This window comes from Erwinia sp. PPS120, from assembly GCF_047918655.1.
Taxonomy (GTDB): domain Bacteria; phylum Pseudomonadota; class Gammaproteobacteria; order Enterobacterales; family Enterobacteriaceae; genus Erwinia; species Erwinia tasmaniensis_A.
The window spans coordinates 1-22,103 of the sequence record NZ_JBLREF010000004.1 but is presented as its reverse complement, the minus strand read 5'-3'; the positions used below and the strand labels follow the sequence as shown (position 1 = coordinate 22,103).

At 53.7% G+C, this 22,103-nt stretch carries 21 protein-coding genes; 9 read left to right on the top strand and 12 right to left on the bottom strand.

Features of this window, described 5'->3' with window-relative positions; all coding sequences use genetic code 11:
• The first annotated feature begins 127 nt into the window (after positions 1-127).
• Both mdtG and ACLRGG_RS01945 read left to right on the top strand, forming a co-directional pair.
• Positions 128-1,366, top strand: a complete 1,239-nt coding sequence (mdtG, locus tag ACLRGG_RS01950; RefSeq protein ID WP_416248178.1) for a multidrug efflux MFS transporter MdtG — start codon at positions 128-130, stop codon at positions 1,364-1,366.
• A 241-nt stretch (positions 1,367-1,607) separates the two neighbouring features.
• Entirely contained in the window at positions 1,608-2,006 is a 399-nt protein-coding gene (locus ACLRGG_RS01945; protein ID WP_416248177.1) for a MysB family protein, read from the top strand.
• A 33-nt stretch (positions 2,007-2,039) separates the two neighbouring features.
• Here the strand turns inward: ACLRGG_RS01945 and ACLRGG_RS01940 are convergent, their stop codons facing one another.
• Both ACLRGG_RS01940 and ACLRGG_RS01935 read right to left on the bottom strand, forming a co-directional pair.
• Positions 2,040-2,279, bottom strand: a complete 240-nt coding sequence (locus ACLRGG_RS01940; RefSeq protein WP_416248176.1) for a YceK/YidQ family lipoprotein — start codon at positions 2,277-2,279, stop codon at positions 2,040-2,042.
• Positions 2,280-2,687: 408 nt separating this feature from the next.
• Positions 2,688-2,960 carry a hypothetical protein gene (locus ACLRGG_RS01935; protein WP_416248175.1) on the bottom strand — a complete coding sequence of 91 codons (273 nt, stop codon included), beginning with the start codon at positions 2,958-2,960 and terminating at the stop codon, positions 2,688-2,690.
• A gap of 74 nt (positions 2,961-3,034) precedes the next feature.
• Between ACLRGG_RS01935 and ACLRGG_RS01930 the strand changes: the two genes are divergently transcribed.
• Genes ACLRGG_RS01930 through ACLRGG_RS01920 form a run of 3 tightly spaced genes read left to right on the top strand, consistent with a single transcriptional unit; the run spans position 3,035 to position 4,138 of the window.
• Positions 3,035-3,220 (top strand): hypothetical protein, encoded by a 186-nt coding sequence (locus ACLRGG_RS01930; RefSeq protein ID WP_416248174.1) that lies wholly within the window; start codon positions 3,035-3,037, stop codon positions 3,218-3,220.
• Positions 3,217-3,384, top strand: a complete 168-nt coding sequence (locus ACLRGG_RS01925; RefSeq protein WP_416248173.1) for a hypothetical protein — start codon at positions 3,217-3,219, stop codon at positions 3,382-3,384. The genes ACLRGG_RS01930 and ACLRGG_RS01925 overlap by 4 nt, the downstream gene beginning before the upstream one ends.
• Positions 3,356-4,138, top strand: a complete 783-nt coding sequence (locus ACLRGG_RS01920) for a T6SS immunity protein Tli4 family protein (protein WP_416248172.1) — start codon at positions 3,356-3,358, stop codon at positions 4,136-4,138. Before ACLRGG_RS01925 ends, ACLRGG_RS01920 begins: the two co-directional genes overlap by 29 nt.
• Before the next feature lie 187 nt (positions 4,139-4,325).
• Here the strand turns inward: ACLRGG_RS01920 and mdoH are convergent, their stop codons facing one another.
• Both mdoH and ACLRGG_RS01910 read right to left on the bottom strand, forming a co-directional pair.
• Positions 4,326-6,887, bottom strand: a complete 2,562-nt coding sequence (gene mdoH / locus ACLRGG_RS01915; protein ID WP_416248171.1) for a glucans biosynthesis glucosyltransferase MdoH — start codon at positions 6,885-6,887, stop codon at positions 4,326-4,328.
• The gene (locus ACLRGG_RS01910; protein WP_416248261.1) at positions 6,880-8,415 is read right to left on the bottom strand and encodes a glucan biosynthesis protein G; all 1,536 of its coding nucleotides are present in this window, start codon (positions 8,413-8,415) and stop codon (positions 6,880-6,882) included. The genes mdoH and ACLRGG_RS01910 overlap by 8 nt, the downstream gene beginning before the upstream one ends.
• 274 nt (positions 8,416-8,689) lie before the next feature.
• Here ACLRGG_RS01910 and mdoC point away from each other — a divergent pair, with 274 nt between their 5' ends.
• Positions 8,690-9,814: a glucans biosynthesis protein MdoC gene (gene mdoC, locus ACLRGG_RS01905; RefSeq protein ID WP_416248170.1), complete on the top strand. Its 1,125-nt coding sequence runs from the start codon at positions 8,690-8,692 to the stop codon at positions 9,812-9,814.
• Between the two features lie 23 nt (positions 9,815-9,837).
• Here mdoC and ACLRGG_RS01900 read toward each other — a convergent pair whose 3' ends face one another.
• The gene (locus ACLRGG_RS01900) at positions 9,838-11,310 is read right to left on the bottom strand and encodes a phospholipase D family protein (protein ID WP_416248169.1); all 1,473 of its coding nucleotides are present in this window, start codon (positions 11,308-11,310) and stop codon (positions 9,838-9,840) included.
• Positions 11,311-11,514: 204 nt separating this feature from the next.
• On the opposite strand from ACLRGG_RS01900, the gene ACLRGG_RS01895 reads away from it, so the two are divergent.
• Positions 11,515-12,678 (top strand): glycoside hydrolase family 1 protein, encoded by a 1,164-nt coding sequence (locus ACLRGG_RS01895; RefSeq protein WP_416248168.1) that lies wholly within the window; start codon positions 11,515-11,517, stop codon positions 12,676-12,678.
• Here the strand turns inward: ACLRGG_RS01895 and ACLRGG_RS01890 are convergent.
• The 7 genes from ACLRGG_RS01890 to ACLRGG_RS01860 form a co-directional block, all read right to left on the bottom strand.
• Positions 12,666-12,833, bottom strand: a complete 168-nt coding sequence (locus tag ACLRGG_RS01890; RefSeq protein WP_416248167.1) for a hypothetical protein — start codon at positions 12,831-12,833, stop codon at positions 12,666-12,668. The genes ACLRGG_RS01895 and ACLRGG_RS01890 overlap by 13 nt on opposite strands.
• Before the next feature lie 288 nt (positions 12,834-13,121).
• Entirely contained in the window at positions 13,122-14,501 is a 1,380-nt protein-coding gene (locus ACLRGG_RS01885; protein ID WP_416248260.1) for an efflux transporter outer membrane subunit, read from the bottom strand.
• Positions 14,501-15,595 carry an HlyD family secretion protein gene (locus ACLRGG_RS01880; RefSeq protein ID WP_416248166.1) on the bottom strand — a complete coding sequence of 365 codons (1,095 nt, stop codon included), beginning with the start codon at positions 15,593-15,595 and terminating at the stop codon, positions 14,501-14,503. The genes ACLRGG_RS01885 and ACLRGG_RS01880 overlap by 1 nt, the downstream gene beginning before the upstream one ends.
• On the bottom strand, positions 15,592-17,292 hold the full coding sequence (locus ACLRGG_RS01875; RefSeq protein ID WP_416248165.1) for an MFS transporter: 1,701 nt from the start codon (positions 17,290-17,292) through the stop codon (positions 15,592-15,594). The genes ACLRGG_RS01880 and ACLRGG_RS01875 overlap by 4 nt, the downstream gene beginning before the upstream one ends.
• Position 17,293: 1 nt before the next feature.
• Positions 17,294-17,725: a MarR family winged helix-turn-helix transcriptional regulator gene (locus ACLRGG_RS01870; RefSeq protein WP_416248259.1), complete on the bottom strand. Its 432-nt coding sequence runs from the start codon at positions 17,723-17,725 to the stop codon at positions 17,294-17,296.
• A 923-nt stretch (positions 17,726-18,648) separates the two neighbouring features.
• Complete coding sequence (locus ACLRGG_RS01865) at positions 18,649-19,869, bottom strand: ISL3 family transposase (protein WP_416248164.1); 1,221 nt, start codon at positions 19,867-19,869, stop codon at positions 18,649-18,651.
• A 33-nt stretch (positions 19,870-19,902) separates the two neighbouring features.
• On the bottom strand, positions 19,903-20,604 hold the full coding sequence (locus ACLRGG_RS01860) for a M91 family zinc metallopeptidase (RefSeq protein WP_416248163.1): 702 nt from the start codon (positions 20,602-20,604) through the stop codon (positions 19,903-19,905).
• 417 nt (positions 20,605-21,021) lie between these two features.
• Here ACLRGG_RS01860 and ACLRGG_RS01855 point away from each other — a divergent pair, with 417 nt between their 5' ends.
• Positions 21,022-21,363, top strand: coding sequence for a DUF3024 domain-containing protein (locus tag ACLRGG_RS01855; RefSeq protein ID WP_416248162.1), 342 nt, complete (start codon positions 21,022-21,024; stop codon positions 21,361-21,363).
• Between the two features lie 149 nt (positions 21,364-21,512).
• A complete protein-coding gene (locus ACLRGG_RS01850; protein ID WP_416248161.1) occupies positions 21,513-21,650 on the top strand; it encodes a hypothetical protein in 138 nt (45 codons plus the stop codon).
• Positions 21,651-22,103 lie beyond the last annotated feature (453 nt).

Below are 22,103 nucleotides of genomic sequence, written 5' to 3'. Positions count from 1 at the left end.
CTGTCCCGCTTCCTGATACTCCCTGCGCGTTAAAATATCGCTGTCCCGCCCTGTTCATGACTGTTTTTTAAGCGCATAATTAGCAAGCTAATTAAACATTTACTGCCGACAGGTTACCTGCGCCCCTATGTCTACCCCCTCAGAAGTTACCCTGGTACAACTGAACTGGCGGAAAAACCTGTTTGTCGCCTGGTGCGGCTGTTTTCTGACCGGCGTGGCGTTCAGCCTGGTCATGCCTTTTCTGCCACTTTACGTTGAGCTGCTTGGCGTTAGCGATCCCCATGCGCTCACGCTCTGGTCAGGTGCGGTCTTTAGCGTCACGTTTCTGTTCTCGGCCTTTGCCTCTCCCTTCTGGGGCGGCCTGGCCGACCGCAAAGGCCGAAAAATCATGCTGCTGCGCTCCGCCCTGGGGATGGCGATTGTGATGATGCTGATGGGCATGGCAACGTCCGTATGGCAGTTTCTTGCTCTGCGCGCGCTGTTGGGCCTGCTGGGTGGCTTTGTGCCAAATGCTAACGCGTTAATCGCAACCCAGGTACCGCGTAATAAAAGTGGCTGGGCGCTGGGCTGGCTCTCTACCGGCGCCGTGAGCGGCGCGCTAATCGGCCCGTTGATAGGCGGTCTGCTGGCCGACAGCTTTGGCCTGCGCCCGGTCTTTTTCATCACCGCCGCCGTGCTGTTTACCTGCTTTATTATGACCCTGCTTGCCGTCAGGGAAGTCTTCGTGCCGGTAAAAAAGAAAGATATGCTTCACGCGCGTCAGGTCTTCACCTCACTTAAAAACCCCAGGCTGGTGCTGGCGCTGTTCGTCACCACGCTGATTATTCAGATTGCTACCGGTTCAATTGCCCCCATCCTCACGCTCTATGTCCGTGAACTGAACGGCACAACGCAAAACCTGGCGTTTATTGCCGGACTTATCGCTTCCGTGCCCGGCGTGGCAGCGCTTATCAGCGCGCCGAGGCTGGGCAAACTGGGCGACCGCATTGGTCCCGAACGCATTCTGATCGCCATGCTGCTGGTCTCTGTTCTGCTGCTTATTCCGATGTCACTGGTGCAGAACCCCTGGCAGTTGGGCATCCTGCGCTTCCTGCTCGGCGCGGCTGATGGTGCCCTGCTGCCTGCAGTCCAGACTCTGCTCATCTATAACGCCTCTAACCAGGTTGCCGGCCGTATTTTCAGCTATAACCAGTCTTTCCGTGACATCGGCAATGTCACCGGTCCGCTTATGGGTGCGCTGGTTTCTGCCCACTGGGGATTTCGCGCGGTATTCGTGGTTACGGCAACCATCGTGCTGTTCAATGCAATCTACTCATGGCGGGTGCTGCGCCGTCGGCCCGTGCTCCCCGAGCAGACACATGAATAAAGGCTGGCTGTTGCGGCGCAGTCTTCCTTTAATCGGGTGCAGGGAAATCCCTCTGGCAATCGCTTTACGCTGTTGAATTAGAATGGATGTCACAGAATTTTTTTTAATCCTTACTCATTTTTTTTCTGTAACACACTGATACGCGTATACAAAACAGCGCGTTTTTTTCCTGAGACGGGTTTACCCCTGCAAAACTTAGACTATCCTTTGCTGATAGTCTTAACCGGGAAAGGAAAATAGCATGTCATTATACGCAACGCTGGAAGAAGCCATCGACGCCGCTCGTGAAGAGTTCCTGGCGGCCAATCCAGAGCTGGAAGAGGATGATGCCTCCGTCAGCCAGTTCAATCTGCAAAAATACGTTATGCAGGATGGCGATATCATGTGGCAGGCTGAGTTCTTTGCCAACGAGGGTGATGAAGGCGAATGCCTGTCGCTGCGGAGTGGCGAAGCGGCCCAGGCGATTTTTGACGGTGATTTCGATGAGATTGAGCTGCGTCAGGAGTGGATGCCGGAAAATACCCTGCACGAATGGGATGAAGGCGAATTCCAGCTTGAGCCGCCTGCAGACACCGAAGAGGGCGAAGCGGCTGCGCAGGAGTGGGAAGACGACAACAGTGAATCCGATCGCTGGGCCTGAGTTATGTAATACGGCGCATCCTTTCAGGGTGCGCTATTCATAAGGTCCGTGGCTGGCGTCCACCGGCAACAGCAGCGTATCAACCACCAGCGACAGCGGCAGGTCGATAATCGTCAGAAACCGCCAGGGCGTATCGCGAATGTCCCACTGCACCCCAGGATAAAATTGCTTTCCGTGACCCTGTCCGGGCAGAGTACGGCTGATGATGCTGCCACAGCCACTCAGTACCAGCAGGCTGGCACCCAGCAGTAACCCGCATATTATTTTCTTCATCGTAACCCTCTGACTAAAAGCTAAGTAAAAGAGCGATACTAACCGCATATTGTATCCTAACCGCGTTCGCGCCGTCCGCTATAAACCCTGCTGGAAACGTAAGGTTGGCGTAAAACGACCTCCCCACCAGAGCAGCGTGATGTTCTCAAAACGTTTTCGCTTAATGGCATTAATATCGGCGCAGGCTGTCACTTCTAAACCGGTTAATCACCTCAGCCACGCCTTTCAAACCGTGATTTGAGTTAAGTTCGGCCCTGAGGGGTTATGAGATGATGCCGTTTCCGACGGAGAATATCAGGAACTCAACGCATGGACGACAAAAGCGAAAACCGTTCTTACCATCGTCCCATCTGGGATGATAACGGGCGGTTTCATTACGAGGTCATTCCCCAGCCGATAGAAAAAACATTACGTGGCGGTCTGCCTTAAGCCACCCGAAAAAGTGATCCCGGTGATTTTTATTCCGGGAGTGATGTGAACAAACCTGAAAAGCGGCAAGAATAACGTCTGGCAGTTCAGTGCTTCATCGTTAATGAAATGGCCGGTGGCCAGCCCGGAGAAAAGAAAGCTTCTGCTTGATCCGATGACCACAACCCCTGACGACAGCGGGGAGATTTTAACGACGGGGCGGATGGCAAAAAATTCCCCTCCCGGGGAGAGGCTATCACGTTCCGTCGTCACCGACGTACCGGTATGATGGGGATATCATTTTTGAACTGGTCTCCTCCGGGAGCCCGGGTGATGGTACGGTGCCGGTGAACGCGGTGCGAATGCATGCCGGGCGAATACGCGGGATTCTGGGCACGGATGTTGATCATGAAGGCGCTTATGCCGCTGACCCCGTGGACCGCGCCCGTTCGGTTTACAGTGACCTGTCAGACGCCCTGCTGTTTACGGTGCGCTCGGTGGTGAAAATCGTGCAGCAGGTGCCGGCGCCATGAAAAAATCCCCTCTTCTCCTGCTTATCCCGCTGGCAATGCTGCTGGCGGCAGGATTTTATCTTCACCACTATGTAACGTTTGTGCATACGCCGCCGGCGTTAACGAACAAGGAAAAACGTATGGTTGATACCCTGTTTGCCAAAGCAGGTGATCCGGCTGAGTGAGAACGCGGTGATATTTGACCGCAATAAAAACGAGAGCGTGCCGGGCTTTGGGCGCACTCTGGAAGGACACCTGTACGTTAATGGGGTGGCGTTTATCCTCACCCAGCATATTACGGATTATTCTGATCCGCGTTATAAGGAAGAACGCGCGTTTTATTTGCGGGATGAGGCCGGGAGACCCGCCTGGATGGCGAATAACAAGCCGCAAAAACTGGCAAAGCTTCAGGATGTAATGTCCCGTCTGAGCGGGCGAAAGGACGATGAAATCCCGACGCAGCCGGGAACCTGTATTTCGGAAGGGTTTATCCGTGACGGGAACGGGCAGCCGAAGGAAGATATTACCTTTGACTATCCCCATAATCCGGCCTTTTCTTTTGTTGTCTGGGGCAATAACGCCTCAAAAGAAAGCACAACCATGCTGGAACGAAGCAGTGAAATTCAGTCTTATATCCGCAGTATTGACGGACGGACGCTGCGGAAGGGGCAAACGCAGATTGCCGGTTTTAATACCAGCGAAAGGCTTATCACTGCCCCGCCACGAAAATCATCCAATAATCCGTCAAAACAGTTAATGTTTACTGCTATCGCCAATGAGAAAACAGCGGATTTCAGACATCCCAATCTTGACCTCACGTTAAGTAACGAGATCATGCCTGCGGGCAGTGATAGCCTGCTGACTTACAGCGATGCCGAACGGGTGGAAGTTTGGGATCGAATTACCCGTTCTTTCCGTCTTAGAGACAATGCGTTCTGAGCAAAATATTCTGGCAAATGGGAGGTTTCTTTTCTGTTTCAGAGGGTTGAATTCAGGACAACAGCTAACTGACAGGGGCGGTGACCGGAAAAAAGAGGAGCTGGCGCGATTTGTTAAAAAAGGCCGGGAAAACTCCCCGGCCTCTGCTGCCCTCACCCCCGCTCGCGCAGGAAGATTTCGGCGCTATTTATTTCGCTTTCTGAATAGCCAGCGGATTCATTTTCAGCGACTGATAGTAATCAAACCAGTCATGATATTTATCCGCATTCTGCCACAGACGGTAGTGCATCCTGGACAGCGTCACCGGGTCGCTAAGCAGCGCCAGACGGCGGTCGCGATCCAGCTTAAGCGGAGACTCGCTCAGCGCCTGTTCAACGCGACGATCGCGGGCAAACTCCAGTATCTCACTTTTGAGATGACGCGAGGTTGCCATTGCACTTGCCAGGGCATTAAACGATGGATTAAACACCGCATGCATAAAGCCATCTTTCAGCGCGCGTTCGCGATTGATCTGCACGTAACGGTCAGTATCCAGCAGCTCCTTCGGCGGATCGTACTCTTCCGGGATAAGGAAGAGTTTCGCCCGTCGTGACGCTCTCCCGGTCGTCGAACGACTGGAAAATACCGACACAAAAGGTGAAAGGATCAGCGAGAAGACAATAGGCGCCAGCCACCACAGGAAGTTCAAATCAAGCCAGCCCATTCCTGCTGCCCAGACAATACCCAGCGCCATTTGTGAACCGTGACGCTTGAATGCCTCACCCCATGGGGTGGCATCATCATCACGCTGCGGAGAGTTCCAGACCACTTCCCAGCCAAGGAAGGCGCTGACCACGAAGACCGTGTGAAACAGCATCCGCACCGGCGCCAGCAGTACCGAGAACAGCATCTCGAGGAACAGAGAAGCGAAGACCCGCAGCGCACCACCGTAGGGCTTAGCGCCTTTACACCAGATCAGCACCACGCTCAGCAGCTTGGGCAGGAACAGGAGCACCAGAGTGGTCGAGAACAGCGCAATAGCCAGCTCGGGACGCCACTGCGGCCAGACCGGGAACAGCTGCCGGGGCTGCAGGAAGTACTGCGGCTCCATCAGCGTATGCACCACCTGCAGTGCCGTCGACAGGGCGAGGAACATAAACCACAGCGGCGCCGAGAGGTAGGACATGACCCCGGTCAGGAATACGGCGCGGTGAACCGGATGCATACCCCTGACCAGGAACAGTCGGAAGTTCATCAGGTTACCGTGACACCAGCGGCGGTCACGCTTCAGCTCATCCAGCAGGTTAGGCGGCAGCTCCTCGTATGAACCGGGCAGATCGTAGGCAATCCAGACGCCCCAGCCTGCACGGCGCATCAGCGCGGCTTCCACAAAGTCATGCGACAGAATGGAACCTGCAAACGAACCTTCCCCCGGCAGAGGTGCCAGTGCGCAGTGTTCAATAAAGGGCTTCACGCGGATGATGGCGTTGTGTCCCCAGTAGTGAGACTCCCCCAGCTGCCAGAAATGCAGACCGGCGGTAAACAGCGGCCCATAAACGCGGGTAGCAAACTGCTGGCAGCGTGCATACAGCGTGTCCATACCGGATGCCTTTGGCGATGACTGGATAATCCCCGCATTGGGGTTCGCCTCCATCATGCGCACCAGGCCGGTCAGACATTCGCCGCTCATCACGCTGTCCGCATCCAGAACCACCATGTAGCTGTACTGGCTGCCCCAGCGGCGGCAGAAGTCATCGATGTTACCGCTCTTACGCTTGACGCGACGACGACGACGGCGATAGAAAATACGCCCTTCGCCACCTACATCGCGCACCAGCTCCATCCACGCCTTCTGCTCGGCAAGGGCGATATCCGGGTTGTAGCTGTCGCTCAGAATATAGACATCAAAGTTCTGCTGCTCCCCGGTTCTCACCACCGACTCCCAGGTCGCGCGTAGCCCGGCAAAAACGCGTTCCACGTCTTCATTACAGATAGGCATAATCAGCGCGGTGCGGTGCGCCGGATCGATCGGCTCATCGCCCACCGTTCCGTAGGAGATACTGTATTTATCCTTGCCGATCAGCAGCTGCAGAAAGCCCATCAATGCCGTCCAGAAGCCTGCCGACACCCAGCAGAACAGCACGGCAAACAGGAACAGTATCCCGGTTTGCAGCACGTACGGCAGGATTTGCAGCAGCGACTGCTGCCAGTTCTGGTTGATCATCTCCATAGGATCGATCAGCGCCCAGCCCTGGTACGGCAGGATAGTTTTCATGTACCAGGTAGCTACGACCGTCTGCGCGATTGTGAGGATCAGCAGAATATAGCGGCGGATTGAGCCAACGTGCCGCCACTTCTCTTCCGACCTTCTCTCTTCCGCATTGGTGAAGCGTGGAACAGTTTTACGGCCACGCAGCGAATCCCAGGCGCGCGCAACCGGATTGGTGCGCCAGGCTTCCGGATACATAGAGGAGCGCGTGTGCGGAGGCATCGCTTTCAGCGTGGTGCGGTCCAGTGCGTCCTTATCGAACTGCTCACCCTGTTCGCCCACGGAGTCCGGCCAGGTGTGATCAATACGCGTGCGAACCGACGACAGAGGTGCGTCGTCAGGACGGGAAGCCAGGGGCTCGCCCTCAGCCAGATTCTGGTGCAGCTGGCTAAAGGCGTCATCCCCCTGGAGCGGCAGCGATTCACGCAGCGCACCCTTTCGCTCCGGCGAAAGGGGCAGCGCATCGAGATACTCGGTAGGTATAACGGTAGACTTATTCATTGGCAGGCAACTGATAGCTCCAGGTTTCCGTCAGCGTTTTGTCGCCATTAAGCAGCGCCGCACGCATTTCCGTAGGCTGTTTATTATCTTTGACGCGGATACGCATCAGCAGACGCCAGCCTTTGGTGACCGGGTTATAGCGTACGCTGTTTTCCACCAGCTCGCCGTTGTTACCGATGCTCACCTGTGGTGTAACCGGCGTATTTTCCGGCATCTTGCTCATATCCTGACCGGTAAAGTCAACGATAAAGGCCAGGGTACCGTCCGGCTGGCGAACCAGATTAGACTGTTTCACGTCGCCGGTTGAGCGCAGCGTATCATTTACATAGGCAGTATCCGGCGAATGCAGCTGGCTTTCGTCGCGGGTGAAGTGCAGACGATAGTTGAAGCTCATTGCTTTGCCCGTTTCCGGCAGCTGTTCCGGCGTCCAGAAGGCCACGATATTGTCATTGGTTTCGTCAGCAGTAGGGATCTCTACCAGCTCAACGTGCCCTTTGCCCCAGTCGCCCTGCGGTTCAATCCAGCCGCTCGGACGGAGGTCGTAACGATCGTCCAGATCCTGATACTGGTTGAAGTCACGTCCGCGCTGAAGCAGACCGAAGCCCTTCGGACTCTCAACGGTAAAGGTGCTAACCGCCAGATGTTTCGGGTTATTCAGCGGACGCCAGATCCACTCGCCGTTTCCGGCGTGAATCGACAAACCGTTGGAGTCATGCAGCTGAGGACGATAGTTAACCAGCGGCGACGGCTGATTAGGTCCAAACAGGAACATGCTGGTCAGCGGGGCAACGCCCAGCTTGCCCACTTTATCGCGCAGGTAGACCTTAGACTGAACATCTACGGTGCTCTCTTTACCCGGGGTGATCAGGAAGCGATAGGCCCCGGTCGCGCGCGGGGAGTCAAGCAGCGCGTAGATAACCAGATGCTTGTCGGACGGCTTAGGCCGTTCGATCCAGAACGATTTGAATCGTGGAAACTCTTCGCCCGAGGGCAGTGCCGTATCAATGGCCAGCCCGCGCGAGGAGAGACCATAAACCTGGCCGGCACCGATTACACGGAAGTAGCTGGCACCCAGGAAGCTGGTAATTTCGTCATCTTTTTTATTTTTACTGTTAAGCGGGTACAACACTTTAAACCCGGCAAAACCGAGGTTTTTCACCGTATCAGGATCGTGCTTAACGTTGCCGAAGTTAAAGTAATCAGGCGAATATTTGATCTGGCGAACCGAAGAGGCAATCACCTCATTGATCTGTACCGGCGTATCGAAATACATGCCCTGGTGATAGAATTCCAGCTTAAATGGCGTCTTTAATTTACCCCAGTAGGCTTTATCACGGTTGAACTGAATCTGTTGATAATCAGCGTATTTCATTTCGCGCAACTGTGAAGGCAGATTGCTTTTTGGGGCTTCATACCCCTTTCCTGCCAGCTCTTTTGCCTGTTTTGCCACATCATCAATGCTGAAAGCCCAGCCTGAGCTGGCATACATTGATAATAAGACCGCAGCGCCAAGTAAGCGCAATGTCATCTGTTGTGGCTTACTTTTCATTTTAATCAGCACATCCCCCCCTTTCGAGTACCAAAATTAATTCCATCCATCTTAATGGATAATTCAGCATTCCGACAGCCTGACACCACTTTTAGTTCCCCGATACTGGCGGCGTTAGCGCCCTATTCTCAAGTGCTTAGCGGATACAGAATCCCCTGATAGTATACCCGTGAACGTTCAACTAAAGTAAGCGATAAGCTTTAGCGTGGTTCAGGGCGAACTACTGCATTAATTTGTTGATTTTTGGATGAATATGACTAAAAAAACGCAGCAAAGAGAGTACTTCCTCGATTCTATCAGGGCCTGGTTGATGCTGCTTGGCGTCCCCTTTCACGTTTCACTGATCTATTCGACCCAGTCATGGTCGGTCAACAGTGCGACCCCCTCAGAATGGCTGACCCTTTTGAATGACTTTATTCATGCCTTTCGAATGCAGGTTTTCTTCGTCATTTCCGGCTATTTTTCCTATATGCTGTTTCTGCGATACACCCCGCAGCACTGGCTTAAGGTCCGCCTTGAGCGCGTTGGCATCCCGATGCTTGCCGCTGTCCCCTTGCTGACGCTTCCCCAGTTTTTTATGATCAAAGCCTGGACCACTAAAATTGGCGACTGGCATAACCTTTCGCTGTATGAGAAGTTTAATGCCCTGACATGGGATTTGATCTCCCACCTCTGGTTCCTGCTGGTGCTGGTGGTACTTACCACGGCGGGTGTCTGGATGTTTAAGTGGCTGCGGGACAGCAGGCCCGCAAAAACAGATTATTCTGACCTGACATGGGGAAAATTAAGCCTGGCGATCCTGCTTTGCAGCCTGGCCTGGGGGGCGATTCGCCGTCTGTTGTTCCATTTTGAACCGCAGCTGCTGGGGAATGGATTCTTTAACTATGCCGTCATGCAGTCGCTATTCTTCCTGCCTTTCTTTGTGCTGGGGGCAATGGCCTGGAAATATCCGGCGATCAAAGCGCTGTGCGTCCGCCCGGTGCCCTGGACCTTTATTGGCTCGCTGCTGGCCTTTATTGCCTACGTGGCCAACCAGACCTACAGCAAGGGCGACGGCTGGCTGTATGAAATTGATGCGGTTGTATCCATGATGATGGGCCTGTGGATGGTTAACGTGGTGTTCTCTCTGGGACACCGCCTGTTAAACTCGCATTCGCCCCGGGTGACCTACCTGGTGAATGCTTCCCTGTTTATTTATCTGGTGCACCACCCGCTGACTATTCTGTACGGCATCTTCTTTGTGCCCGAGATCGGCAACAATACCCTCGGCTTTTTTGCCGGGCTGGTATTTGTATTTGGCATTGCCTTTATCCTGTATGAAATCCATTTACGTATTCCGGTTCTGCGCTTTCTCTTCTCCGGGAAGCCGCAGCGGTAGCGCCCCACAGGGCGCCGCCTGGTTTACAGCAGCCACTCAATCGGCAGCCGCCAGACCAGGCGTACCAGCAGTCTTTGAATAAAGCGGGTGCGAGGTTCGTGCTTATGGACCCGCTCTTTATCCCCTTCTCCGGGATACTCAACCCAGTTAACCCGACCCCACTTATCCATCCGCAGAGTCCAGGCGCGATCGCGCATGCTGCTGATAAACCGCTCATGAACGCTGGAGGCCAGCGTTTCACTTTCAATAACCAGCCCCATCTCGGTATTCAGCATTGCCGAACGCGGATCGAAGTTAAAGGAGCCGATAAAGACCTTTTCATTGTCGACGCTAAACGTTTTGGCATGCAGGCTGGCACCGGAATTACCGGTCAGCCCGCGGTCATGACTTGGCTCGCGGGGGTCGCTATGGGGCTTGAGTTCATAGAGCGCAATACCATGCCGCAGCAGCTTTTTACGCCATTTGGCATAGCCCGCATGAACGACGGAAACATCGTTTGCCGCCAGCGAGTTTGTGAGAATGGCAATTTTTACCCCCTGACGCACCAGCGACAGAAGCTGGGCAACCCCCGCCCGGGTCGGTACAAAATAAGCCGAAATAATATCGAACTGCACCTGCGGCTTGCCAATCACCTCAAGCATGCGCTGGGGCAGCAGCGTACTGGCTTTCGCACGACCCAGCCCCTTGCGGGGATCGTCGCTCAGCAGCCGCGTTTTGGCCCAGGTAAGAGGCAGCGTTCCACTCTCAAGCTGAGTCACAAACGTGGACGCGTTGACCTTATTCAGATAGCGCATCACTTTAGGATCGTTGCGCCATACATCCGGCAACTGAACGTCTTCCCGTCCGTGCCCCTCTTTACGCTTAACCACCGCATTCAGCGGTTCTACGGCCTTGCTCTGCCAGTAGCGCTCAAAATCCTTAGTGACCTCTTTGACCACCGGCCCGATGGTCAGCACATCAAGATCGGAAAACAGCGGTTCATCCCCCGTACCAAAGTACTCATCACCGATATTGCGACCGCCGACAATCGTCGCCTGGCGATCGACCGTAAAGCTTTTATTGTGCATTCTCCGATTCAGACGTGCGAAATCACTGAGGTAGCCCAGCGCCCTGAGGGTCCGAAAAGAGAAGGGATTAAACAACCTGATTGCAATATTGGGATGGCGAGCCAGCTCGCTCAGCGTATCGTCCAGCCCCATGGTATTGTTGTCATCCAGCAGCAGGCGCACCTTCACGCCGCGATCCGCCGCGTCCAGTACCGCGCTGAACAACAGCCTGCCTGACATATCGTTCTGCCAGATGTAATACTGAATATCCAGACTGTATTCCGCCATCGTCGTTAACAAATAGCGCGCGGCAAACGCGTCCAGGCCCTCTTCCAGCGGATGAATACCGCTATGGTCAGGGTGCATCTCCACCCGAGGGGAAACAGCGCGAGTCAGTCGCGACGGTATACCCGGGGTTGCATCCTCATCCAGCGTTAAAGCTTCGGCCATGCGTTATCCTCAGATCGTCAGCGTAAGCGTAAGCGTAAGCGTAAGCGTAAGCGTAAGCGTAAGCGTAAGCGCTCTATTCTAGCGGTTTTATTCACAGCGCAGCGGCCTAAATGTGATGCGACTGTTCTGATTAAATGCGGTTACCCCGGATAGGCTAAACTTAGCGCAGAGAGTTGCGTCAGGGTAATGCCGTGAGGAAAGCGCATGAAAACCGGAATGCTTGAAGTGTTACGCCAGCCCCATCGCCCAACACTGTTTAAAAGTTTCTTTCAGGGAAGCTTTGCCTGCTCCACCGCGCGTCGTGCCGAAGGCAAACGCTTCGATCTGGTGATCAACAGCGGTCACGATACGCTGCTCGAAAAAGATTATGCCCTGCTGGCGGCCGAAAAACTGCTGACCGCCCGCGACGGCGCACGCTGGTATCTGATTGAAGAGACGCCGGGTGAGTATGACTGGTCAACACTCCTGCCCATGCTGCACGCTGCCGAAAATCAGGGGCTGGAAATTATCTGGGAACTGGCCCATTTCGGCTGGCCATCCCATCTGGATATCTGGCAGCCGGCCTTTGTTGACCGCTTTGCCGCTTTTGCCCGGGCAATGGCTCACGTCATGCAGCAGGAAGGTCATACCCACCCTTTTATTACGCCAATGAATCAGATCTCCTTCTGGTCCTGGGCCGGTGCTGACGCAGCCCTGTTTAACCCCGGCGTAACCGGGCGCGGCCGTGAGCTTAAACAGCAGCTGGTCAGAGCCTCCCTCGCCGCGATGCGGGCCATTCGAGACGTGCTGCCCGGCGCACGCTTCGTATTAACCGACCCGCTGGTAAATATTGCGCCCGCAGAGGACACCGCCGCTTCCCGGCAGGAAGCCTTACGGCAACATGAAGCCCAGTTTGAGGCATGGGATATGCTGAGCGGTCGGGTGCAGCCGGAATTAGGCGGGGAGGCATCGCTGCTGGATATCGTGGGTCTGAATTATTATCCGGATAATCAGTGGCGGGTGGACGGCGCACCATTAACCCCGCCGCACCCTGAGTATCGCGATTTGTCCAGCCTGCTCCAGGAGGTCTGGCAGCGCTATCAGCGCCCGATGCTGATTGCCGAAACCGGTGCGGAGGGCGATAAATGCGCTCCCTGGTTCACTGACGTGGTGGAACAGGTCGGGATAGCAATGGAACGCGGCGTACAGATAGAAGGGGTTTCTCTCTATCCGGTGGTGGCTTATCCCGCGTGGGCAGACAGCCGTCGTTCGCCTGACGGGTTGTTTGGCCTGCCGGATGCGAACGGCACCCGGCCGATTATTGAGCCTTATGCCCTGGCAGTACGCAGTCAGCAGATCAAATTAAAAAGTGCGAATCAGCCGGAGTGAGGCGGCGTGGCGTAGCATGACTGGGGCGAAATGATATCGTCAGTGGGATGACGCACGTCCGACAGCAGGGTCAGGGTGAACAGAACCATAACCGCAATCAGGCAGGCCGACAGTAAACCCACCAGCGCCAGCAGTTTATCCTCTCTGGATCCCATATTGTGCGTACTCCGTGCGGACCGTGGCCGGTTAATTATTACATCATTAGCAGGGTAAGGATCAGGACAAAGATTATAAGGGTAACGGAAGTGGCTGCAAGTACCACTATAGCAAAATGAGCATCGTCCAGCCGGAAACGCGGTTCTTTTTCGGGTTCATATTCAGGATGTTCATTCATAAGCGGGTATTATCTGCTGCCCAGCCTGCGCTGTAAAGCGCAGGCGCCACGCGATCCCCCTCCCCCGTCTGTTTGAAATCCCGGCAAAGGGAAAGTATGAAGGGTGTATTTACGCCTTCTTCCAGCCGCCCCCCAGCGCCCGATAGAGATCAATCTGCGCCTGAAGAAGATTATTCTTAACCTGCACAAGGTTAAGCTGGGTGCTGTAAAGCGTCCGCTGGGCATCCAGTTCATCCAGATAAGATGCATAGCCATTCTGATAGCGATTGCGGGCAATACGCAGCGCTTCACTCACCACCTGCGCCTGCTTTTGCAGCTCCACCAGCTGCTGCTGGTAGCGTTCAATCGCGTCGAGATCGTTGTTAACTTCACTGAAGGCATTACGCACCACCTTTTCGTAGCTGTACAACGCCTGATTGCGGCTGGCCATGGATACATCCACCTGCGCCGTTAGCGCCTCACGGTTGAGTATCGGCGCCAGCACGCTGCCACCAATACTCCATAACCTGAAGGGGTTATCCAGCAGCTGGTGGAGTGCAGAACTCTGCATCGTACCGGATGCGGTCAGATTCAGCGAAGGCAGCAGCCGCGCGCGGGATGCCGCAAGGGAGCTATCCGCCGCCAGCAGCAGCCTCTCAGCCTGGACGATATCCGGGCGACGCTGTAACAGCTCGGATGGGAGCAACGAAGGCAGCGTCTGCGGGGCAACCTGCTCAAACTCACGCCGTCGGGCAATTTCACGGGGATTCATGCCCACCAGAATACTCAGCGCATTTTCCTGTTGGGCAATCTGATGCTGTAGCACCGGGATCTGTGCTTTTGCCGTCTGATACTCCGACGCGGACTGCACCCACTCCAGCTTTGAGGTATAGCCTGTCTCATATTGCCGCCGGGCGAGCTTAAGCGAGTTAGCGCGTGAGGCCAGCGTGGATTCGGTCACCCTTAGCTGCTCGTCCAGCGCGACCAGCGTCATATAGCCTGAGGCCACTGAGCTGGCAACCGTCAGCTCGGCAGCCGAGGCGGCGGCCTGCTGAGCGGCAAGCGAAGCGGTGGCGGCGTCAATACTGCTGCTGCGCGCGCCCCAGATATCCACATCATAGCTGGCCTGCAGCAGCCCCTGGAAAACGGCATACTCATAGGGCTGACCACTTACTGAGGAGAGTGCGCGGGCATGGGTGGCACTGACGCCAGCGTTAAGCGTGGGAAGATTATCGCCCTCTGCCCCGCGCAGCTGGGCACGGTATTGATCGACGCGGGAGCGGGCCGTCAGGATATCCAGGTTGTTACGCAGCGCCTGGCTCACCAGCCGGTTGAGATTGTCGTCGTTAAAGTTGCGCCACCAGCCCGCTTCCACCGGGGAAGAAGGCCCCACCTGGTTACGCCACTGCTGAGGGATAGGAAGCGCGCCAGGCGCCTTTTCGACCTGCGTTGCACATCCGGTCAGTGTGGCAGCCACCAGTAGCGCCGAAAGCGATATATTCCAGCGCATCATTTCTTCTCCCGGGAGGTCGACGGCGCAGAGGTATCAATGCTCACTTCGACGGACATGCCGGGACGCAAATGCCCCGAGTTGTCGCTGGTGATCCTGATACGCACCGGAATGCGCTGGGCAATTTTGACAAAATTCCCCGTGGCGTTGTCGGGTGAAATGGCGCTAAATTCTGAGCCCGCCGCCGGGGAGATATATTCCACCGTACCCTGAAATTTCTCTTCATTGAGCGCATCGACGGTAAAGGTTACCGGCAGGCCAGGCTGGATGCGGGCCATCTGGGTTTCCTTCATGTTCGCCACCACCCACATCTGTTCGGGAACCAGCGACGTCAGGCGCGTGCCTGCCGTAACGTAGGCACCCTGACGAACGGCAATCTGCCCCAGCTGCCCGTCACGAGGGGCAATAATGCGCGTGTTATCGAGATCGATCTGCGCCAGCTCCAGCGCGGCTTCCGCACTGGCCACATCCGCTTCCAGTGACGCGCGATTAACAATGGCGGTTTGCAGATCCTGGCGGGAGACATCCAGCGTGGCCTGCGTCTGTTGCACATCGGCCAGGGTCTGACTGTTGCTGGCGCGGGACGCATCCCGTTCACGGATCGACAGGGAGCCGTCCGACACCAGGTTCTCCACGCGCTTCAAATCCAGCGCGCTTTTTACCGCCTGCGCCCGGGCGTTGGCCAGCATCGCTTTGTTACGCTCAATCACCGCTTCAGCGCTGCGACGCTGCTGGATATTGTTTGCCAGAGCGGCTTTTTTCATTGCCACCTGCGCCTGCGCCTGGTGAACCCGCTGTTTATAGATGCGATCGTCAATGGTCATGATCACATCGCCCCGATGCACCGGCTGATAGTCCAGTACCTTCACGGCGGTAATATAGCCATTCACCTGAGGGCTGATAAACGTCACCTGTCCACGAACGTAGGCGTTTTCCGTCGACTGGATTTGACTGGTGAAGGGCGGAAGCTGCCACGCATAGAGGATAACCAGTACGCCGACGACAGCAATCCCTGCGCCGAAAGCAATGGATAATATACGCAGCTTATTATTTCTTTCGCGTTCCGAAAGCGGGTTCTGTTCCTGCTGACTCATTCTTTCCCCGGACTGGTTAAAGTGGTAGGCGGTAGCATTGCCCGACGTTCAGCTTCCGCCTCACGTTTTGCCTGCTGCCAGTTAACGTACCGCTGACGCGACAGTCGCCAAAGCACCCAAATCAGGGTGACGAAGGCCATACCAGCGGTAAGCAAATAAGTATCGTTGTAAGCCAGCACGTTCGCCTGTACCGTGGCAACGCTCTGGAGCTGAGTGGTACTCTGCGCAGCCAGCAGTGCGCTATCGCTAATCTGGCTGCTAAACAAACCAGAGTACTGGCTCAGCCGATCGGTGACGTTTGGATCGAGGGTCGACAGCTGGTCACCCAGCTGGCTGGAGTGAAATTTCTCTCGCCAGGTCTGAAATGTCCCCAGAATCGCAGACCCCATCAATCCGCCAAGATTCTGGCTCATCCCGAAGAGGACCACCAGACTCACCAGATTTTTAGGCTGCGTGACCACGCTGCCGATATTCATCAGCAGCGCGGGCGCAATAAAGAAGGTGCTGCTGAATCCCAGTAAAAACTGGCTGAAGTACATATTGTTGGCGCGCGTCAGCGGACTGGACTGGGCATCCATTAGCGATGCCACAATAATCAGCAGCAAAGAGACGACAATGGGCCAGCTAAGGTGCTTAACGTTTATGGTGAGTGCGCTGATAAGGATGCCAGCGACCACCCCGGCCAGAATAGCCAGCGCCAGTCCGTGCATCTGATCGTTAAGCAGTCCCATCTGTTGCAGATAGCCAATCGCGCCCGTGTTCTGCTCCGCCAGCGTGACGCGCAGCATTATCATCACAATTCCCAGCCGGAGTATTGCGCCAGTGCGCAGCCAGCGGGTATTAATTAAGGGATTGCTGCGATTATGTTCAAGCACGACGGCGGCAATCACCAGCACCAGCCCGATAGCCAGACAGATCCCCAGCCAGGGGGTACTGGTCCACCACTCAACCCTGCCCAGAGACAGCACCGCGCAAAACAGCGCCATCCCCGGGGCCATTAGCAGGAAAGTCAGGAAATCCTTTTTCTCGAAAACCTTCATCCGTTCGCCGGGCGGCAGCTTCAGTATCAGTACGGCTCCCAGGCAAATCATGGCAAGGCCCAGTTCAAACAGGTAAAGCCCCCGCCACTCTTCCAGCTGTAGCAGCTCATCTGAGAAAAGCCTGGCGAGCGGAATGGCCAGCTGTGATGCGCCGATACCGATGGCCATCGCCCTAAGCCGATGCTTAGCGGGCCAGGCCTGAATCTGATAATAGATGCCTAATGAGCTGAGCGCCGCGCCAACCATTCCGTGCGCGGTACGCACCACGATGGCAGAACTTAAATCGTTTACCAGTAAATGGAAAAAAGAGACCAGCACGTACAGCACCAGAAACGCCTCGGTAAAGGCGCGCAGTCCAAACTGCTGGCGAAATTTAACCAGCAGCAGGTTGATGGAAATATTCCCCATCACATACACCGCCGGAAGCCAGGCGATTTCATTACTGTACGCGCCAAACACCCCCTGCAGATTGGTTAAATTGGCGGTCACCAGCGCATTGCTCAGCGCACCGGTGATTGAGATCAGCAGGCCGATAATGCCGAAGGCAATACGCTTGTGAGTGGGATGCAGCGGCGTGGAGGGCGATCCCGGCAGGGTTGGTTTTTCGCCGGGTGCCCACTCCCGTGGAGCGAAGGGGTCGTGGGAGGGACCGCGCATGCTATTTCGCCTCGGTAGCTATTAACAGGCGTTGTAATACGTGCTCGGTAATCGCCAGTTCCTGCGGATTGATATCCATCAGCAGCTCACTGCGCAGATTATCCGCCTCAATCTTCAACTTTTCGTACAGCTTTGCGCCTCTGGACGTTAAGTGCAGCAGCCGCTTGCGGCGATCCTCCTCAGGCTGGATGCGCTCAACCAGCTGCTGCCTGACCAGCCTGTCGATCAGCGGAACGACGCTGGCATCTTCCAGCCCCAGCCGATGCGCCAGCTCCTTCTGGCTCATCGGTGCCTCCTCACCCGCAATTGCCGCCACCGCCAGCCAGCTACTCATGCTAAGACCGCTATCTTTCATACGGCGATCGATAGCCTGCCGCCACGCATGGGCGGTCATATGCAGCAAACGGGAGAAGTTAAACTCTGAGACATTCAACATGTAGACGCCTGATGATTAGGGTTCTAACTATACAGTTACGGTAATTATAATCATGGATGGCAGAAGATGGAAAGAGGATTGCAAACCTGGATGAGAAGATTGTGACGCTAATCAGTCAGGACGGGGCTAAACCCGGTCATTTAAGGGAGAACAGCATTAGCTCACAGGCAGTTAGCGCTTTCTGATGGGGCTGACCAGTGGTGCTTTTCACGCACTGATTGAACCAATGCAAAGTAGCGGTCGTCGCAAAGTTCATCATTAATTGCCTGCGGGCGTGCTGTCAAACGGCGTCTTATTCTGCAATCCGTACAATATTTCATGGCCAAAATTTTCATCAGGTTAGTGCTATGCCCAGCTGCGGGGAGCCGTTCAGCCTGTTTCCTGGCCCCTTAATAGTCCAATCACTTAAAACGATCGGTTTACCGGTATTGATCGTCACCAACGATCAATATCCTGGAGTCAGTGGGGGTGTTGAAGCTGTGCGTACAGTCCAGGGCTGAGTTCAGGTCGGCCTTAGGGGAATCTTTGCCAACTCAGCGTCATTTCACCCTACCCCTGCCAAATTTCAGGCACAAAAAAACCGCCACATAACAAAGTGTCCAACAAATGGGGTTCACTTCAATTGAGCGGTTACGACATCACTGCTTATTGCTTTGATTTTATTCATTTAATCGGTAGTAAAAGTATGGTGCCGGGGCGGGACTTGAACCCGCACAGCCATAAGCCGGGGGGTTTTAAATCACTCGTTTTTTCAGTAAAAACAGAAGAATAGTTGAAAAAAACCTAATATCATAAACCTTTCTTGTTGATGTAAATCAATGGGTTGCAAGCCTACGATGGCATTTATTATGAAGATATTGACGGGCACACAACATGAATCACTGTACATATAGGGGTCTTCCCCGATCATGTTGGGAGACTCAGAACGTCATATCCAGCTTCCCATAATGGAACATTACCCCCAGTTTAAATCGTTCCCGGTTTCGATAGCCTCTGGCCTTTATTCTTAACAGCCTTATTTTGCTGTTCAGCGCTTCGGCATTACCATTTGAGACGCTGTACCGCATTGCGTTAAGTATTCCGTACAGCCTTTTCATGATGGTTCCTGCCATGTTTCTCATTACCGGCACATCGCTACTTCTCGCAAGCGCTATCCATTGCTGCCAGTCTGCGCGGCGTTTGTCACTCCATGGGCGATTCCAGATATCTTTCGCCAGCTCTTTCAGTACCCAGCATTGACTGGTCAGTTTCATCTGCTCTCTCGGCCATGTCAGTTTTTCATGTCGGGATTCTGTCATCCATTTTTCACTGTATTGCCACAGGAAGCGGGTTCCTTTTGCCTGGCGGCGACTGTCCAGCGGAAGTTGGGGATGCTCGTTCTGCCGCGTCTTATCAACGATTTCACCCAGTTGTTTTGCCACATGGAAGCGGTCAAAGGCTATTTTTTCTACAGCGCCCGGAAGATGGATGCGTGCCGCTCTGATATATCCGGCATTCATATCCATTGAGAACGTTTTGATTGCCTCCAGCTGGCCGTCGGTGAGGGTTCGAAGATAGCTGGCAAGACTTTCTGTTCCCCGATCATCCGTTAATGCCAGCGCTCGTCCCTCATGATCTGATATCACTGTAATGTACCGGTGCCCTTTTTTGAACGCGACTTCGTCCACATTCATATGCCGGGCTGATAGCGGCTTTTTTATTCGCGCAAGACCACGTTTAACTGCCCGGGTCATAATGCCGTCAACGGCATTCCAGCTAAGCTTAAGTTGCTTTCTTACTGCATCAACCGTGCTAATTTTCAGCCAGGAAAGGACGAATGATTCGAACAATAACGTATACCGGCTACCAGCTCCGGCCCACGGAACAGGTAACGTCTGGCATCCATGGGTCGGACACATGACCCGGGGGACATTCGCCTCAACGACAGTCATGAATTGGCAGGTATCAAGATGACGCCATTTGCGGTGGCGGTGCTCGTGAACAGGGCATTGCTGCCCGCATGTCGGGCAGATTAGCAGTGTATTTTTGGCGATCCCGACAACAACGGTGACAGAGCCAGCGTTTTCATCAAGGGAAAGTGATTTAACCTGCCACGGGGCGGACAGGTTGAGAATGTGGGCGTATAGCGATTTTTCATCCATATATGCAGATGAGTCCTCATATAAGCAACGTAGCTAAAGTAATGGATGCAGTTTTTTCCGTTGGAATCCCAGAGTCACTGTATTGTCATCATGAATAAGAGATGAATCGTGCGGGTAGAATGTTCTGCGGGGTATCCCTATCTCTTCACGAAATTTATTTTCTGAAAGAACTTCTTCAGAAAAAGCACCCAACCCAACAGTCCTGGCTTCTTCGAGCAAAAGTGGGGAGTGTGTTTGTGATTCTGGTTGAGAGCTCTCAACTTTCAGGCGCTCTCCATTTAAATTGTGGAAAACGTGGAGAAGTTCATGGAAAACAATGCACGCATGAAAGTCTACCAGGCTAATTCCTTGCCCACAGGGATATTCAACGGCATTCAGATTACAGTGAAAGTCGGAGCCAGTTCCCCGGGAGTTTTCAGCATCCATATTGCAGTGTGCTATCACCCCTAACTCAGCTGAATTGAGATGTATTGCCAGTTTTTCTGATTTGAGTCGGGATGTTAATTCAATACAGTTCAAAAGAGTACGTCCAGTGTCTGTGGATTCGATCTTATCGAGAGCCGCTTCAAGATGCTGGTAGATTTTATGGTCAGTCCCGTGGAAACAAAGTTGTTGATTGTTTTTTACCCAGCGCACACCCGACATTTTTACAAGAGATTGAATGTCTGAGACTGAATTCGAAGATGAAGGTAGATGTAACGATGGTAATGTCAGATTAAGGGATGTAGGGCGCATTTAAGACCTCCTGAGGATAAGTGCAAGTCAAGAGGATTATACTTGATTGGCAGTGTACGCCACCACAACAGGGGAAGACCCACATATAGACAGCATCTATCAGAGGTATAAAATGTTTGTCGAACTCATCAATGACAAACGAAATGTGGAAGATCTGCTGATGGATACAGCCGCATCAAGACTGATGCCAGCAAGAACGATAAAGCTAAGCTGGCGGCTGAGATAGAAGAATTTTTCGATGACGTGGATATGTGGATGCTTTGCAAACACTCAGAGTGAGCTAGCCCAGGCTGTACCTGCCTAACTGTACGCCCATCCAGCCTGATTAAATCCACAGAAACTCTAACATATCAGCTCAGGGTATTATTGAGTAATATCCTGTGGACAGAAGAGACGTTCGGATAACAGGAGATATGGATGGCCTTTAACGATCTTGAATATCATGCAGTCAAAAAGAAAGTCGATGCATTTGTTTCCAGCATCAGGCCACCAGAGCATGTACGAAATGAGCTTGATATCTTATACACCATTAAAGATCAGACCATCGCGATATCCGAAGAACGGCCAGTCTGGCAGGGTGAACCGGGGGAGCGATGCAAGTTAGAGTCTGCGAAAATCACTTACCTTCGCACGCAGAAAAAATGGAAGCTGTACTGGATGCGCGGAACGTTGAAGTGGGAGCTTTATCAGGAAACAGCCACCTTGCAAGAGGCGCTGGACATGGTTAAAGAAGATGTACATGGCTGCTTCTTTGGCTAGTGGCCGTAAGAGACGTTCCGGTGATGGGTAAAGGTATGGCGGACAAGGCCGATAAAGGACTATAGCGCGTACCCGGCGAGAGATCGGGGCGATTATTATTTCAAGGGAAATTGGTAGCTGGTAGCCACCTATATACTCAGGAATATCAAATGGATAATCAAGAATCAATGCCTTCTTATCGCCAGGGTGAAATTGCACTTTTCCCAGTAAAAGAAAAAGAAGTTGATGGGATCCAAATGGGGGTCTTGAATGACGGAACTCCATATCTAACAATGCGGGGTCTATAACGGCTATGCGGAGTAAGCCATCGAACAATTGATTTATTAAGCACTGACTGGATTGATGTCAGACAAAAACCTCGCGGACAAAAAGTAGATTCAATCCTAAGAAAAAAGGGACTAAAGCTTACAAAATTATTTTGGAACCTTGAAAAAAAAGGAACAGACATCCGCGCTTATCCTGCCTCGGTATGTATGGCCATCCTGGAATACTATGCATTCGATGCTGACCAGGTAGATAATGAGATAGCTCGGGAAAACTTTAGATCGTTAGCAGAAAACACCCTCAAAAGATTCATTTATCTAAGCGTAGGAATTGAGAGCCTGTAAATAATTCTGTGTAACTGCCAACGTATTATAGGTGATCGCTCAGGCGGTCACCGAACTCGATAATAATGTTTATTAGTCGCGACTTGATCTGTCTCTTATACACATCTCCGAGCCCACGAGACTGGTTCTCAT

Excerpts from the sequence above, each read along its gene's own strand:
- ACLRGG_RS01865 (WP_416248164.1), bottom strand. The coding sequence starts at position 19,869 with ATGGATGAAAAATCGCTATACGCCCACATTCTCAACCTGTCCGCCCCG.
- ACLRGG_RS01895 (WP_416248168.1), top strand. The coding sequence starts at position 11,515 with ATGAAAACCGGAATGCTTGAAGTGTTACGCCAGCCCCATCGCCCAACA.
- ACLRGG_RS01880 (WP_416248166.1), bottom strand. The coding sequence starts at position 15,595 with ATGAGTCAGCAGGAACAGAACCCGCTTTCGGAACGCGAAAGAAATAAT.
- ACLRGG_RS01850 (WP_416248161.1), top strand. The coding sequence starts at position 21,513 with ATGGATAATCAAGAATCAATGCCTTCTTATCGCCAGGGTGAAATTGCA.
- ACLRGG_RS01855 (WP_416248162.1), top strand. The coding sequence starts at position 21,022 with ATGGCCTTTAACGATCTTGAATATCATGCAGTCAAAAAGAAAGTCGAT.
- mdoC (WP_416248170.1), top strand. The coding sequence starts at position 8,690 with ATGACTAAAAAAACGCAGCAAAGAGAGTACTTCCTCGATTCTATCAGG.
- ACLRGG_RS01945 (WP_416248177.1), top strand. The coding sequence starts at position 1,608 with ATGTCATTATACGCAACGCTGGAAGAAGCCATCGACGCCGCTCGTGAA.
- ACLRGG_RS01910 (WP_416248261.1), bottom strand. The coding sequence starts at position 8,415 with ATGACATTGCGCTTACTTGGCGCTGCGGTCTTATTATCAATGTATGCC.
- ACLRGG_RS01885 (WP_416248260.1), bottom strand. The coding sequence starts at position 14,501 with ATGCGCTGGAATATATCGCTTTCGGCGCTACTGGTGGCTGCCACACTG.
- ACLRGG_RS01860 (WP_416248163.1), bottom strand. The coding sequence starts at position 20,604 with ATGCGCCCTACATCCCTTAATCTGACATTACCATCGTTACATCTACCT.
- mdtG (WP_416248178.1), top strand. The coding sequence starts at position 128 with ATGTCTACCCCCTCAGAAGTTACCCTGGTACAACTGAACTGGCGGAAA.
- ACLRGG_RS01900 (WP_416248169.1), bottom strand. The coding sequence starts at position 11,310 with ATGGCCGAAGCTTTAACGCTGGATGAGGATGCAACCCCGGGTATACCG.
- ACLRGG_RS01940 (WP_416248176.1), bottom strand. The coding sequence starts at position 2,279 with ATGAAGAAAATAATATGCGGGTTACTGCTGGGTGCCAGCCTGCTGGTA.
- ACLRGG_RS01890 (WP_416248167.1), bottom strand. The coding sequence starts at position 12,833 with ATGGGATCCAGAGAGGATAAACTGCTGGCGCTGGTGGGTTTACTGTCG.
- ACLRGG_RS01925 (WP_416248173.1), top strand. The coding sequence starts at position 3,217 with ATGAAAAAATCCCCTCTTCTCCTGCTTATCCCGCTGGCAATGCTGCTG.
- ACLRGG_RS01875 (WP_416248165.1), bottom strand. The coding sequence starts at position 17,292 with ATGCGCGGTCCCTCCCACGACCCCTTCGCTCCACGGGAGTGGGCACCC.
- mdoH (WP_416248171.1), bottom strand. The coding sequence starts at position 6,887 with ATGAATAAGTCTACCGTTATACCTACCGAGTATCTCGATGCGCTGCCC.